This window comes from Nocardia sp. NPDC006982, assembly GCF_042869435.1.
Lineage (GTDB): Bacteria > Actinomycetota > Actinomycetes > Mycobacteriales > Mycobacteriaceae > Nocardia.
On record NZ_JBIAFV010000035.1, the window covers coordinates 1 to 14251 of the forward strand.

General features: G+C 63.7%; 14 protein-coding genes. 10 read left to right on the plus strand and 4 right to left on the minus strand.

Annotation, left to right across the window (positions count from 1 at the left end):
- Both ACFYOW_RS47120 and ACFYOW_RS47125 read left to right on the plus strand, forming a co-directional pair.
- On the plus strand, positions 1-208 hold a 208-nt coding region (locus tag ACFYOW_RS47120; RefSeq protein WP_387298320.1), incomplete at its 5' end, for a hypothetical protein.
- 159 nt (positions 209-367) lie between these two features.
- Positions 368-1240 (plus strand): pyridoxal phosphate-dependent aminotransferase, encoded by an 873-nt coding sequence (locus ACFYOW_RS47125; RefSeq protein WP_387298322.1) that lies wholly within the window; start codon positions 368-370, stop codon positions 1238-1240.
- Positions 1241-1272: 32 nt separating this feature from the next.
- Here the strand turns inward: ACFYOW_RS47125 and ACFYOW_RS47130 are convergent, their stop codons facing one another.
- Positions 1273-1962: a DNA alkylation repair protein gene (locus tag ACFYOW_RS47130; protein WP_387298324.1), complete on the minus strand. Its 690-nt coding sequence runs from the start codon at positions 1960-1962 to the stop codon at positions 1273-1275.
- A gap of 49 nt (positions 1963-2011) precedes the next feature.
- Between ACFYOW_RS47130 and ACFYOW_RS47135 the strand changes: the two genes are divergently transcribed.
- The 5 genes from ACFYOW_RS47135 to ACFYOW_RS47155 all read left to right on the plus strand — a co-directional run bounded on the left by ACFYOW_RS47135 (position 2012) and on the right by ACFYOW_RS47155 (position 6608).
- Positions 2012-2731, plus strand: coding sequence for a hypothetical protein (locus ACFYOW_RS47135; RefSeq protein WP_387298326.1), 720 nt, complete (start codon positions 2012-2014; stop codon positions 2729-2731).
- Positions 2662-3309 carry a hypothetical protein gene (locus ACFYOW_RS47140; RefSeq protein WP_387298328.1) on the plus strand — a complete coding sequence of 216 codons (648 nt, stop codon included), beginning with the start codon at positions 2662-2664 and terminating at the stop codon, positions 3307-3309. The genes ACFYOW_RS47135 and ACFYOW_RS47140 overlap by 70 nt, the downstream gene beginning before the upstream one ends.
- A 12-nt stretch (positions 3310-3321) precedes the next feature.
- Positions 3322-3720 carry a VOC family protein gene (locus ACFYOW_RS47145; protein ID WP_387298330.1) on the plus strand — a complete coding sequence of 133 codons (399 nt, stop codon included), beginning with the start codon at positions 3322-3324 and terminating at the stop codon, positions 3718-3720.
- Positions 3721-3887: 167 nt separating this feature from the next.
- On the plus strand, positions 3888-5867 hold the full coding sequence (locus ACFYOW_RS47150; RefSeq protein WP_387298332.1) for an ATP-binding protein: 1980 nt from the start codon (positions 3888-3890) through the stop codon (positions 5865-5867).
- Between the two features lie 345 nt (positions 5868-6212).
- Positions 6213-6608 (plus strand): cysteine hydrolase family protein, encoded by a 396-nt coding sequence (locus ACFYOW_RS47155; protein ID WP_387298334.1) that lies wholly within the window; start codon positions 6213-6215, stop codon positions 6606-6608.
- A 461-nt stretch (positions 6609-7069) separates the two neighbouring features.
- On the opposite strand, the gene ACFYOW_RS47160 is transcribed toward ACFYOW_RS47155, so the two are convergent.
- Both ACFYOW_RS47160 and ACFYOW_RS47165 read right to left on the minus strand, forming a co-directional pair.
- Positions 7070-7936: a hypothetical protein gene (locus ACFYOW_RS47160; RefSeq protein WP_387298336.1), complete on the minus strand. Its 867-nt coding sequence runs from the start codon at positions 7934-7936 to the stop codon at positions 7070-7072.
- A 472-nt stretch (positions 7937-8408) separates the two neighbouring features.
- Positions 8409-9029 carry a hypothetical protein gene (locus ACFYOW_RS47165; RefSeq protein ID WP_387298339.1) on the minus strand — a complete coding sequence of 207 codons (621 nt, stop codon included), beginning with the start codon at positions 9027-9029 and terminating at the stop codon, positions 8409-8411.
- A gap of 235 nt (positions 9030-9264) precedes the next feature.
- Between ACFYOW_RS47165 and ACFYOW_RS47170 the strand changes: the two genes are divergently transcribed.
- The 3 genes from ACFYOW_RS47170 (at position 9265) to ACFYOW_RS47180 (ending at position 12210) form a co-directional block, all read left to right on the plus strand.
- The gene (locus tag ACFYOW_RS47170; protein ID WP_387298341.1) at positions 9265-10167 is read left to right on the plus strand and encodes a serine/threonine-protein kinase; all 903 of its coding nucleotides are present in this window, start codon (positions 9265-9267) and stop codon (positions 10165-10167) included.
- Entirely contained in the window at positions 10164-11543 is a 1380-nt protein-coding gene (locus ACFYOW_RS47175; protein ID WP_387298343.1) for a hypothetical protein, read from the plus strand. The genes ACFYOW_RS47170 and ACFYOW_RS47175 overlap by 4 nt, the downstream gene beginning before the upstream one ends.
- A gap of 370 nt (positions 11544-11913) precedes the next feature.
- On the plus strand, positions 11914-12210 hold the full coding sequence (locus ACFYOW_RS47180; RefSeq protein ID WP_387298345.1) for a hypothetical protein: 297 nt from the start codon (positions 11914-11916) through the stop codon (positions 12208-12210).
- Positions 12211-13179: 969 nt separating this feature from the next.
- On the opposite strand, the gene ACFYOW_RS47185 is transcribed toward ACFYOW_RS47180, so the two are convergent.
- Positions 13180-14019: a hypothetical protein gene (locus ACFYOW_RS47185; protein WP_387298347.1), complete on the minus strand. Its 840-nt coding sequence runs from the start codon at positions 14017-14019 to the stop codon at positions 13180-13182.
- Positions 14020-14251 lie beyond the last annotated feature (232 nt).

Consider the following 14251-nt stretch of genomic DNA (forward strand, 5'->3'; position numbering starts at 1 on the left):
AGCGGGCCGCCGCGGAGTGATTTCCGGGGCGGCCCGCTGGATGGTGGATCTGAATCAGGCAGCGCGGCGGGCACGAGAATGGCCCTTGACCGTCGACATCGAGACCGCCGCGTTGTGGCTGGTCACCCGCATCTCGCAGGTGACCTCACTACGCTGCGAGGATCTACGGGCATTGTGGCACAACCACATTCGCGAATGCGCGCGATGACCGCCAGGATCAGTCGCCGAGCCGACGGTGTCGTGGCCTACAGCTACGACGACTTCCCCGTGCATCCCGGACAGCTCGACCTACGCGGTGACAATTCACCGCCACTGGCTACCGCATCCAACCAGCGCACCAAGGCGGACTGCACTGACCTGGCCTGCTATGGACAAGTTGCCGGTGATCCCGGTCTGCGGCGCACCCTGGCCGATCTGTTCGGCGTGCGGCCCCGATCAGGTGCTCGTCACCGCCGGAGGCAGCGAAGCACTGTTCCTGGCACTGACCTGCACCACCGATCACGGCGACACCGTGCAGATACCGCGCCCGGCGTTTCCGGGTTTCGAGGAACTGGCCCGCCTCGCCGGTCTGCGCGTCATGCCCTACCCGGTTCCCGGCCCAGTGCCCGCGCGTGGGCATGAACCGTTGCTGCTGTGTACGCCTCACAATCCGACCGGCGTCCACACCACACCCACGGCCGCCAACAGCGGTGCCGGGTGGGTGATTTGGGACATCTCGCACATGTCGGTGACCGGCGGGCACATCGCGAAGTTCACAGCAGCATTGGGTGAGCTCGACATCATAGTTTTCAGCTTGTCGAAGCTACTGCGACTGCCCGGTGTGCGCGTGGGCTGCCTCGTAGCACGCGACACGGACCTGCTCGCGGCGGCCACCCGGACCAAGACCCATCTGTCGATGTGCACCAGCCGCCTCGGTCAAGATCTAGCGCAACGGGTTCTGGCTGCCCCGGCGACCGCGACCGACCTCGACCTCCGGATGGCACTTTTCGGTCAGCTGCGAACACGGATGCTCGACGCTGTCGCTGCCTCGGACAATCTCACCGCCGCCCCGGCCGTCGACGGCACCCACCTATACCTGCAGACGGTCGACGGATCGCACGGATGGCAGCTACCGGCCGACGCGGGTGTGGTCGGACTGCCTGGTGTGGTGTTCAACGGATCATCGTCTGCGGTCCGGCTGTGCATCGCACAACCACGTGAGGTCATCGACGAGGCAACCGAGAGAGTGCGCGTGCTGTGAGCGATGACATTGTGGTCGAGCGGTTTTCGCTGTCATACAAGTGCGCGGTCGAGTATGCGGATCAACGGTTTCGGTTGCGGGCCGGGCAGCAGTTCACGGAACTGCGCGGCGGCGTCCGGACGCGCTTTGAGCGCTTCGTTGATCAGCCACACCGAGGCCTTGCGGACAGGTTTCTCATCATCGAGCAGCAACCCGGTCAGGCCCGACACCCGTGCTGGCACCAGCCCCGACTTGATCGGCCGGATCAACGACACAACATAAAGGCGCCGTTGCCACGGCGAGGGCGACACCGCGAGTCGGCCCAGCTTTCCCAACAATGCCGGGTCGGCGACCAACGACAGTCCCACGACTCCGCCCAGTTCGTCGACCGAAAGCCAGTTGTCCAGCAACACCGCCCACCGCTCGATCATGGCAGCGGGCATCCTCAACTCGGCCAGGCGCAGCATCATCGCCGCCGCCAACTCCTCCTCATGGTCACTGCCATGCCACAACATGTCCGAAGCCTCGAACACCACCGGCGCATCCCCTCGCGATACCGAGTTGGACTTCAAAGCCGACTTCACAGCACCCCGCAGCAGCGGAATACGAACTCCCAGTACGGGTTTGCCCGGTCGACGGGCCGTGACCGTACCAGCCACATAGTCGGGGTCAGCGTGTTCACACAGCCCCCGCCGGACAACGGTCACCAGCGACGAGACCCGATCCGCGCTCTCAGCGTCCACCCGAACCAGCCTACGACCAACCACCCACACCACCCGGCAGGAGACACCCATGGCGGCCACCTCCCACGATATGACCGCGCCACGCCCCGGCGGCACAAGCCCGGTCTACGCCATCTACGGCGAACCCGACCCCGCCGCCCTCACCCTCAACGCACTACGCGAAGCCGGCACCGTGCTGAAGCAGATCCCCCTCGACATATTGGTGGCCCTCGAAACCGGCAAACCCGCACTGCGCGATGAAGCACTCACACGATTAGCGCGCCACAACGGCCGCGATCTCGCTGGCGCCGTCGGCTTCGATGACTGGTGGACCACCGCACTGAGCGCGCTGAATCCGGGATGGTCGCTGGCCGATGCCCGAAACCTGGTCACCGACAAGGCACGCCTCCACACCGCACTGCGCCACCACAACGTAGCCACCTCCGACTTCCACGTCGGCACGCTGTCACGGAGTTTCATGCTCGACGCGGTTGCCTCGATGGGGCCGCGTCCCGTGCTCAAACCTGTGACCGGCGCGGGCTCGCGCGGTGTCTACCGATACCGCGACGATCTCACCGTCGACGACAATCTCAGCCTCTACCAACAACTTCTACGCCTCGGCCACATCGACACCCAAACCCAGATCATCGCCGCCAATACCTCGGACAAGGCGACGCCGCGCTCGAAATCAGCGTGGACGCCCTCGTCTGCAATGCACAGGTGGCCCACGTCACCGTCCACGAAAAGCTCACCGCCACCGCGGTTCACCCGTTCGTCGACAACGTCATGATCTCGCCCCCGACCAACCGGCTCATCATCGACGAACTGCCACAACTACCGGACACCCTCGCCGCCGTCGTGGACACCTTGAACCTCATCGACGCGGCACTGCACATCGAGCTACGCCTACACAACCGGTGCTGGCACGTTATCGACGTCGGCGTCCGGCCCGGTGCCGGGCTCGTCGCGCACGCCGCCTGGGCGCGCACCGGCGTTGATCCACGCGTGGCGCACCTGGCCGCTTGCCTCAGCCGTCCCCTCAGCGCTGATGTTCTCGCGACCGCGGCAGGTCCGTACCCAGCGACCTGCATCGCGTGCTGCTACGTGGCGCCACAATATCGGCCCGGCATCCGCATGCAGCACCACAGCGCACTAGCCGACACGCTCCGAGCGAACTCCGACGTGATCGGATGGCATCTCAACCTCGCTGAGGTCGACGACGAGGTCTACCAGCCCGACGCCGGACTCTCCATCGGCATCGGCGCGCCCGACATCCCCACCGCACTGCACCGGCTACGGTCGCTCGTCGGACCATACGCCTACACCACTACCGCCTCCGCACCCGAACCTGTTGCCGCCCAACCATAAAGGAGCAACCCCATGCCGACCCTGCACCACCTCGCCATCACGACCGCCGAGCAGGCCAAGACCGCCCCGTTCTACGACGCGGTCCTCGGCGCCCTGGGCTACACACGCGAACATACCTCTGAACAGCTGTGCACCTGGGTCGGCCCTGTCCCGGAGATCCTGCTCTACACCGTGGAAGGCGACGACGACCGCCAGCACACCCACGGCCGACCCGGCTGGCACCATGCAGCCATGGAAGTCGAGGACCGCGAGACCGTTGAGGCCGTGCACCGCGCCGTCAACGACGGAGGCTGGACCGTTGTCCACCCGCCACGCGAATATGACTACAGCGAAGGCTATTTCGCCGTTTTCGTCACTGACCCCGACGGAGTTCGCTGGGAATTCGCACACATCCCAACGCCAACCCACTGAACTCGCCAAGTTTGTAGGCATAGACGGCTAACCGGTCGATGAGCCATGCTGCGACCTTGAACGGTTCACCCGTGGTGAATTCGCCCGCGGTGCGCGAAATCCCAAACACGCCGCGTCCAACCGGCCGATCGAGCTCCATGCGAGTCGCTGATGGCTACGCTTGGTTTGTGGAAGACCTGATACTTCAGGCTGGTGACGATCTCGTCGCTCGCATAGCGCACGAGCGAGACCCCGTGCGGGGTGTCATCGAACTCGTGTGGAATGCCGTCGATGCCGAAGCCACGACCACCCGCGTGATACTGGAGCGCGACAACGCCGGGGCCATCACCACGGTCCAGGTCATCGATGACGGACACGGCATCAGTTCCGACGAAGTGACGTCCACCTTCGGCCGAATCGGCGACTCATGGAAAAAGCGCGCCACGAAGACGAAGAACCAAAAACGCCATCTCCACGGCAAACTCGGCGAAGGCCGCTTGCGCGCATTCGCATTGGGGTCACGGGTGACCTGGCATAGCGTCAGCACCAACACTGCGGGAAAACGCCAAGAAGTCACCATCACGGGAAACCATCGCGACCGGCACGTATTCGGCTGGGAGGTGACCAACTCCGCAACCACCGAAACGGGCACGACCGTGACGATCCACAACGACGAGCAACGCTCACTCGCGCCCCTGGAGGCAGACACCGCCCTGGCGACACTGCGAGCCCACTTCGCTCCGATCCTACTGAACGAGCAGAGCAACCTCACCATCGTCTACGACAACATCCCACTCGACCCTTCCCAGGAAGTCGTTCACGACCAGGTTATCCCACTCACCTTCGGACTGACCAAAACGCACGAGGCGACCGTGCGCATCATCGAATGGCGCTCCGGCAAGCACCGCGCCATCCACTTCGGCCCCAACACCGACCATTTCCCATATGAAGAGTCCGGCACCGACATCGAGCCCCAGTTCACCTACTCTGCGTACGTCACATGGGCCGGATTGGGCACCGATCAACTCGGATTGCTCAGGCTCGGCGACATGGCTCCGGAACCACTGAGTCAGCTCTGGGCCGGAGTCCGCAAAATAATCCGAGAACACTTCGCTCATCGCCGGCGTGAACGCAGGCGCGAGCAGATCGTCCAATGGAAGGAAAACGGCGCATACCCCTACCAAGGGGAACCCGCCAGCGACCCGGAACGCGCCGAGCGAGCGGTGTTCGACGTCGTGTCGGGCACCCTGGTCCCCCACATCTCAAGGAATAGAAACAGTGCACGCCTGACGTTGACGCTGCTCCGAGATGCATTGCGCCAGAATCCGGATCAGCTGACAACGATTCTCCATGAAGTCGTGTCGTTGAGTGAAGCCGACCGCGACACTCTCACACGGCTTCTCAGTGAAACCACGTTTTCGGCCATCATCCGTTCGGCGAACCTCGTCACCAGTCGACACAAGTTCCTCGCCGGACTTCAACACCTGCTGTTCGATCCCCATGACGCTGGTCAAGTGGGCGAACGAGACCACCTCCATAAGATCTTGGAACGAGAACTGTGGATCTTCGGCGAGGGCTACCACCTCATGAACAGCGAACGAGGCCTCACCGAAGTTCTTCGCACCCATCTAAAACTCGAGGGACTGCCCACCAACGACATCAGGCCGGTCAAACGCTGGGACGGATCCACCGGTCGAGTCGACCTCCACCTCGCCGCCCAATACAAAGAACACGACCGCATTCGCCACCTCGTGGTCGAGCTCAAAGCGCCTGGTGTCACGCTGAGCCAGACCGAGCTCAACCAACTCGAGAGTTATGTTCACACCATTCGCACCGAGGCGGCCTTCGCTACGGAGAAATCCTCGTGGGATTTCATCCTCGTCGGCACCGACTACGACGACCTCGTCGACGACCGTGTGTCAGAGGGATACCGAGAAACAGGACAATTCCTATCTCCGCCCGCGAAACCGGGTCGCCCGACCGTGCGCGGGTTCGTCCGTCGATGGCGAGACATCATCGACGAAAACAAGCGGCGACTGGACTTCGTGACCTCCACTCTCGAACACGACCCCTCCATCACCGAAGGACTCCAGCACGTTCGCGATCAGCACGGAGACCTGCTGCCCGCATCGCTACTGACGTCTGCGGCAAATACACCGGTCGCGTGACGCCCAGATCGCTTCCTCCCGCACTGCCACGATCCTCGCCCTGCCCCCGTGCGCAACCGACGGCCTATGACCTGCACATGTGGAACCAAACCGACTCCGACCGGTCAGCGAGAGCGCATACCGATACGATGGCTAGTAGCAATGCCAGTCGCTCACCATCGGATATCGAACTCCCGCACCAGTTTTCGTAACCGATCCCGGTCCTGATCTGTGGCGGGTTCCCACATGTCCGACGCAGGCAACAACATGATCTCCGGCGACGGCGCCTAGTCGACGTCAATCTCGAACCGGATCCTGCCCACTAGATCACCAGCCTGGGTGACGACCAGCTCGGTCAGCTCGCCGATGATTGGCTCGGACAAGCGGATTCCGAGCGCGCGCTGCCACAAGGGCGTGTCGGTCCCCCAGCACGCCCGCCTGGGCGGCCACAAACAACTCATCGTCGCCGGTCTGCAGACCAACGTGTGCGTCGAAGCTACCGTGCGGGCAGGCCTTGAGCACAACTTCGAGGTCGCCGTCGCCGAGGACGCCGTAAGCACCGATGGGCCCGCACTGCACTACGCAGCACTGAACTCGATGCGGGTCCTCTACGTCGCAGTCGCCCCATGGAGGGACCTGATAGGACCCGCTGCCGCCTGGGATACGGCCTACACCACACCGAACTACTGCCGCGATACCGCGTACTGGACCGACCCGATCACCGCCCCCACATCCACCATGCCTGCCACTGAGCACATATAGCGACCGATCCACGCACAGGCGCGGCGTCGCGCCTCAATACTGAACGTGTGCGCCCAATGACCTTCGGTCACCGGTGGCAGGCCGCGCGCCCGGCCGCCGCGTTTCGCGAGTCCATGCGTAAACGCTCCGTGAGACCTAGTAGATCCGAAACGCGCGACGGTCTCTGCTGCCCAACGCATCCACCAACTCGACAGCGAGTCTCTCCTGGCTGCTCGTCGCCTGTCGTTCGCAGCGGGTGACGAAAGTGCTTGCTGTTACGGTGTTTTCGCGGCGCATCGGGATTTCGACTCACGCGCGGGCTCGCCGACAGGAGGTGCACCCGTGCAGGCTTCGGCTCGAACGTCGAGCATCTGCACTTGGGCCTCGACGGCATCGACCGCTGCGAGTTCCGGCCGTGTCACCCTCATCGCGCGATCGGGCCAGCTGGGTTCGGCCGCGGCGATACCTGTTCACAGCGGTGCTCAGGCTGCGAGCTGGTTTAGCAGGGTCCGGAATTCGTCGGTGGGATGCAGCTTGAGGGCCTTGTCGGCTGGTTCGACGTACACCGCCAGCTCGATATTGCCGTCATGCCATCGGTACAGGTGCGGACTGGTCGGCCACGGATCGTTCGCGAAGTGGTGCGCAGTCAGCGATGCCAGGATCTCCCCGGCCGCGAGCACGTCGACACCCTCGATCGGAGCGGCGTAGATGCTGAGTTCCGCGGGAACGGTGAATATCGCACCGGCTCGGCCGATGACGTCGGGATAGTCACCCAGCCAAAGTGCATGGGCGCTGGTGTAATCGTTGCCCTTGAGCAGGAACCAGGGCGGGGCGTCCTCGGGAAAGTCGGCCCGCTCGACGTCCAGCAGACCATCGACGCGTGTGTTGCGCTCCGCGAGCGCGAATACCTCGGTCTCTTCGACTGGCCAGCCCGCAAGCTGCCGGTAGGTCACCGGAGAGATGGTGTGCACACTGTCGAGCACGATGCGCTGCACCAGCCCCGGGGCCAGCGGCCTGCACACGCACGCAATTTGGTCGTGGACGCTGTCGGGGTATAGCCGGGTGCGCACCAATGCTTTCACATTGGCGAAATCCATTGCCTCCAGCGGTTCGGCGTCGTCGACCTCGCCGTGACTGAGTCCGGTGCTGAGGTGGTCGGCGACCAACGCCGTCCAGTCCCCCTGTGGCGCGGCGGCGACCTCGCGGATCAGGTTCTCCAGGTAATAGACCGTGGTCCCGGTCGGGCCGGTCACCGTCACCTCGCCGTCGGCGATCACCTGCGCGGTGTAATCGTGCAACTCGGCTGCGGTGCAGAACAACTCCGTGATCTGTCTCCGAACATCACTCACCACTCGCCCTCCCACCAATCGGTGCAGGCTGCAGTGATCGAGATAGCCTGCCGGGCGAGCGTATCGGCCAACACCGACACAATCCCGAACGCGGAAGCTGGCGGCAGACCAGTAAGCACGTTTCGCGTCGCACGTGCCAAACCCAATGCCGGACCTCGCCGATACGTTCATGTGGACGCCCAAGCACGCCCCTTTGGGCGTGATCGAGAAAACCGACACCCGAGCTGTTTACGCGCCGAAGGCGCGCAGTGGGCGGCCTAATCCTTGTCGAGCATGGCAACCGCAACGATTTCGATGGACGATGCACTGTGACTAGACGCCGCCCACCACATCTAATGGGACAAGCGGCAGCGCCGATCACCGCGGCGGACCGCTGCGCGATGTCGTCCGGCGCAGACCCGATTCCGCAGGGCTGCCACGGACCTGCTGCCGCCGCCGGAGCAGCCGTTCCATAGCGGCTTCGCGGCGCGGCTCACGCCAACGCGAACCATTGATCCTCGAACCCAAGCCGACGCTGCAACCGGGCATACGGCGTCGACACCAAGATCAACCGGCCAGGCAATGTCGAAGCCACTGCACAGATCGCAGCGGTAATCTCAACAAGCGCAAGGCCGTAGGCCCTGGCCTTTTCAGCGCGGCCGCCGCGCTCGACGGCACGCAAATCCGCGTTGAGGTGCGCGTGCAGAGCGGAGACTGAGTCTTGTGAAATCTCCTCCGCCCGATGCCAATCAGCCACTGCGGGTGCCGCAATGCTACGACCACGCGATTGCACATCCTCAGCGATGCGCTTTGCCAAGGCGAGATAGCGGCCAACCAGATACGCTGGATGAAACTCATCGCACTCAATACCCCCGCTGGCGCCAGACACTGCTTCCCTTCCCCTCACCCGAAAGATGTTGCAAGCCAGCATTTCACACAAGATCCATCGCGCGGTTGCAATTGGCCTGATATGGCTGACCCGGCTGACCGCCGACCACCTACCCTCCGGCGGGTGAACGAGCCCGTCTGGCTGTGGTGGTCGGGCGTCGACGCCACTGCCGACGGTGAAGACCGCTGTCGGCGAATGTTTCTGCGCCGCTTCGATAACGGGCACACCTTCCCGACTGTTCAAGCAGACACTTGGCTGGACCCGGCCACAGCTGCGCAGCCCCGAAGCGACCGACCGCTGGACCTGGCTGCTCCTCGCCGCCCACACGTACCGGGCCTCGGCGCAAAGTCTGAGTTCGACACGTAGACTCGCGTGGACTTGGATTCGCGTGTCAACGGCCAGTCGGTAAGAGGCTTGGCGCTAGACTTCTTTCTCGGCGATGGCTTAAACCAAGATCGCGTTGCTGGAATCAGGTTCGGCTTGCTGCATCCGCTTTCAGACACGGCTCGTGGCTGCGGTGACAGCGTGGTTTTGCAGGGGTGAGATGAACGCACGTCATTCAGCCGATGAGGTTGCCGCGGCTCTTGGCGCATCTGATGCGAAGTTTCTCGGTAGGGGCACCTTCGGCGATACTTGGCGAGTCGGCGATACCGCGGTCAAGGTGATCTGCGAGGACGGCTACCCTCCGGAGCGCGTTCGACGTGAAGTCTCCGGGTTACTGAGGGTATCGAGCCCCTTTGTAGTTCGGTTGCACTCTGCGGATGCAATTAGACTGGGCGGCAAGGACCTTCCAGCGCTGACGTTCGAGTACATCGACGGCGGCGATCTGCAGCAGCGCATCGAAACTGGGGAGCGACCCGACTCGACCCAGGTCACTACGTTGTTGACCGGTCTGCTGACCGGTGTGCATGCTCTGCACAACGCGGACGGCACAATCCATCGCGATATCAAACCGGCGAACATCGCCCTCCGCGGTGGGCAGTGGGATCAGCCAGTGATCCTGGACCTCGGCCTGGCGAAATCGGCGTCCGAGACAACCTTCACCCAGTACCCCGGCCTCGTCGGTACCGCCACGTATATGGCACCAGAACAACTGGCCGCACGTCGCGCGAGGAAGGCGGCCGACCTCTTCGCGGTAGGCGTCACGGTCCGTGCCGCCATCGCCGGAGAACACCCGTTCCTGCGACCCGACCAGACGTACAGTTACGACCAGGCGATCGAAGCTATCAAGAAGGGGCCCAAGCCTTTACCTGTCAGCCTCCCTGCTGATACCCGGTCGGTCCTCGACAGGATGGTGTGCTTCGCGGAGCACGACCGCGGCAGCGCCCGATCCAATCTCAAGCGGTTGGGGGTCAACCCATGATGGACGACTCGAACTTCGGTTCCGACGATGAGGGCGACGACTCGTATTCCCCCGACATCGGTCTCGATCCGATCGAGATGGCGGGAACACCGGACCGGGACCCGTTGCGCGTCGCGGCACCCGCGCCCTCGGGTTCTGGTTGGGTGGTACTGAGCGGCCCAGGGGCCGGCAGCACTGTCCTTCCTGCCGGATCAGCCGCACCAGGGGAATACCAGCTCACGACAGCCTTGCCGAGCCTCGACGAAGCGCTCAGCGGGAAGTCGCCGCTGATGATCGTGCATTGTCCGCACCACCACCGCGGATCGATCCCTCGGCTACTGGCATCAGTCGTAGGCGCATCGGACAGCTTGCTCGCAATAGCCGCTGCCGTGCTTCTTCCCTCCGCCGCGCAACCTGCACATGCCCAGTGGCTCGACAGTTGCCAGGCTGCCTCGATCCGAATCGCTGATCCCGCCTGCTACCTGCGCGATGCGGACCTTCTCAAAGTGAAAACGATCAACACATACGCACCCAAGCGAGTGCCCTACCTCCTTCGTGATGAGCTCGATATCGCCGAGGTACTCGACGCGCAACGGGCGGTGGGTGCGAATCTGTTGCTCTCGTCGGGGCAGGCATTGGACCCCGCCGACGCCGAGAGTTCGCTCGATATCGCCTTCGAGCAGGCAGATGACGCACTCGCGCAGCTGGGACCTGCGGAGCGACTCGCATTGAACCTCACCATATCCCAGCAATGGCTGGCGAATCCGATTCTGCGGGATGCGTTGCTGGCGCGATTGATCGACCAGGATCAGTTCGATGTGTGGTACATCCGGGTGCAGTGGCCGTCGTCGTTGCCGACCTTCCATCAGCCGGTCGATAGGAAACTGCTCGACGGCTACAAACGGCTCGCTCAGTTGGCATCCGATGAAGACCGCGTGCTCTTGTTGCCCCAAACGGGTCTGACGGGCTGGCTGCAACTCGGGTTTGGAGCTACAGGATTCGGCGCAAGCCTCGCCGGTGCTGGACACGCGTTCCGAGAGGAGTCCCGCGGCGGGAGCGGGTACGTCGAGCGGGTTCAGCGGTACTTCGAGCCATTACTGCTGCACACCGTCGAACGCTCGGCACATGCGGTGGTCTCTGCGGACGAGCAATACACGCAGTGCACTTGCCCTTATTGCCCGCTGCTGTGGAGCAAGCCGGATTGGGATCACCAACTCGCAGAGCTTCATCACCTGTATTGGATGGGTCGCCTCGCGGCCATCGAAGTGACAACCGGTCGGTCCCGTCCAGCCGCGGTACGCCGCACTGCGCGTGCGGCCCAAAAGGCCGCCGCCGGGCTGCCCCTGGTCGGACCTAATGTGCCCCGACACCTACCAGTCTGGGATCAGATCCTGTAGTCGCGAGGAGCGTCCGCCCGAACACGAACGGCAGTTCGCCTGACACCTGGCCAGCCTGGTGCAGCGCCACCGACCGCTCGACAAGAAGTTCACGCTCGAATCTGCTGGTGCGCGGAGCGCCGGGTTTGATGCAATGTCTCACGGTGCCGTCGACACGTACGGTGGCCAAGCCGACACCATACGCACAGAACCAGTCTGAATTCCTTTGTGCCGCAGCAGCGGATGCGTCATCGAGAGCTATCCACGCGGTGTCAGCGACCGTGGTGTGGCGAGCAGCCTGTGCCACAGCACCACGCCAGTCACGCAGCTTCGCTTCGATTGTGACAACGCGGCGCGCGAGGGACCGGTAGCGATAGGTCGGCTGCCATCCGTGCGCGACTTCGCGCAAGTGTCCGCCTTCCACCAGGCGCGGCAGCACCGTTCTGCGCAGATGCGCAGCCGTCACACCGACACATTGCGCGAAACAATTCGCTGTCCAGGTCGTGGCCATCGGATTGCGAACCTGGGCGGTAGTCACCATTACCCGCACATCGACGAAGTCCTCAAGCGGCGCCTCGCCGACCCTCGCACGCCAGGCTCGGTCGTCGAGTTCGAGCATCACGATGTCCGGAACACCTGCGGTGCAAGGCACTTCGAACAGCACTGTCGATTGCCGACCGAATCCTGACGCTGCATCGATGAGGGGTTGAAGCATATCGGCCTCAGCCCTGAACTGCGGCTGGCTCGCCTGTGCTACTGCCTTCACGTCAATAACCCTAGCCATCCTGCGCCGAAGTCTCGAGTATTCGATGATTACGTTCCCGTACCGCTGTCACCGACACGCGTGTGTCAGTCTGCTGATCCGCTGCGCACGCATGAATGCATCGTTGTCTTCTGAGCCGAATGATCAGCTCATGTGTTTGTCCGACCGCCAGCCAATGACGGCTTGCCCCTGCGCGCGACTCGCGTGACCCCGAAAACCCCTCTCCAGTAAGGTCGCGCCACCGCCACCGGGGGAGTACATAGTCCGGTCAACAGGGCGCCGCTTGTCCCTCGTCACTTCGAGATCCTTTTCCAGGCAAGACCCCCACGCGGCTCGCCCTTTGATCGACATGGACGGAGTAGCCACCACAGACTGGCTGCACGCAGTCACAGACCCTTGTCCGCCATGCCGATCGGCGTGGGCAATCTGGCGCGGATTCCGGCCGGCGCATCAGTCGGGACCCGGCCTAGCGCCGTGTCCATCCGCTTCCACTACGCATCCTCATTGGGGGTCTGCGATGCAACTGGTGGCCGGACAATCGCGATAGAGCTGGACTGGGCGAACTGGTCATCGTTCCCATCGTCACCGGCACCGGTCGCCGCAGGGGTCCGCCGCGGTTGAGCTACTGCTGTCAGCTGAACTGGTCGATTGCGGATCGATAGCCACGATTGGCTCTTTCCACGGACCGTGAGGTCAGCTGTTCGCGAATCCCAGTGGCGTGTCGCCGCTTGCGCCTCTTCGGAGATGTTCGCGAATGTCGACGGCGGGGTCCGGTCAGCCGAGCATCCATCACCTGCCGAGAAACACGCGCCGATGCCGAGTTGAGGACGTTCCAGTGCGCAGACTTTGCACGCCCTATGAATTGGCGCTGCACGGTGCCAGGCTCGGGTCCGGTCAGTGATAGTGCAGCGGCTGGCCGCATTTCGGGCAGCGACCCTCGGCTTTGAGGTGTGCTTCCTCCGCCAGGGTGCCGGGCAAGATCGCCACCAGGGACTCGCGACACGCCGGGCCGTGCTGACTGACCCTCCGAAGCGGCGGATGTTGCCGTGTCCATCCGACGTAATGCAGTACCGCTTGCATGGTGTCGGCATCTCGCAGCATGGTCGGCTCGTCGAAACATGCGATGTAGAGGTGCTCGGCGTGAGCGCGGCAACTACCCTCGCACCGGTTGCGGGCCAGCGGGGGTATCCCTCCATAGTCATCGGGCGCAAGCCTGTTCCGCACAGGCAGCAGCGGGAGCTCGGTCAGCGGTGTGCCGCTCCAGACTCCGTGCGGGTCACGACCGTGTGCAGCCAGGTCCCCGATCAGCATGTCGTACCGTTCGGCGTTGGTCGCGCACGAGTCCAGAGCCGCGGTCCGGTGAAGGTATTGCGCTGTCGCGGCGGCGATCCGTGGCTCCCACTCGGGATCGTCGCGAGGCATGCACCTGCACCGGGCCGTGAAGGGGACCTCATCCCCAAAGGAGCCCTCATAAGTGGCGATTCGATCTTTGCAGAACCTGCACACGACCCCACGGGGACACTGCGGCTCGGCGCGCGTCGTCGTGTCTATGACCATGGCGTGGCAATGCTGGCAGATCATGCAGAGCCCGCCGGCCAGCGCGAGGAGATCGTCGAGCTGGAACAAGTCCAGCTTGTAAGTGGACTCCCGCCTGGCAATCGCAGCCGCCGACAGAGTGAGCATGCATCCCCCGGCGCAGTTGCGGTGATTGTCGCGATCGACAACAGACCCCATAGCGCCTCACGCTAGCCGAACGCACTGACACACCGAGCACCTGCAACATACGGGACCGCGACACAGGTGGCCCCCGGGTACAGCGACCGGCCCGGAGTCGAGCCGTCCACGCAAACCCGCACACGCGCCTCGCGCTGCTGGTGACCCGCGCCCGGGGGCGCTTGGGCGCGAGTAGACAGGGGCTTTCCCCCAAGGGAGCAGTAATGCCGGTCAGGGCAACTGGGCACATGGA

Coding starts and splice junctions, on each gene's coding strand:
- ACFYOW_RS47125 (WP_387298322.1), top strand. CDS start 368: ATGGACAAGTTGCCGGTGATCCCGGTCTGCGGCGCACCCTGGCCGATC.
- ACFYOW_RS47135 (WP_387298326.1), top strand. CDS start 2,012: ATGGCGGCCACCTCCCACGATATGACCGCGCCACGCCCCGGCGGCACA.
- ACFYOW_RS47145 (WP_387298330.1), top strand. CDS start 3,322: ATGCCGACCCTGCACCACCTCGCCATCACGACCGCCGAGCAGGCCAAG.
- ACFYOW_RS47155 (WP_387298334.1), top strand. CDS start 6,213: ATGATTGGCTCGGACAAGCGGATTCCGAGCGCGCGCTGCCACAAGGGC.
- ACFYOW_RS47175 (WP_387298343.1), top strand. CDS start 10,164: ATGATGGACGACTCGAACTTCGGTTCCGACGATGAGGGCGACGACTCG.
- ACFYOW_RS47185 (WP_387298347.1), bottom strand. CDS start 14,019: ATGGGGTCTGTTGTCGATCGCGACAATCACCGCAACTGCGCCGGGGGA.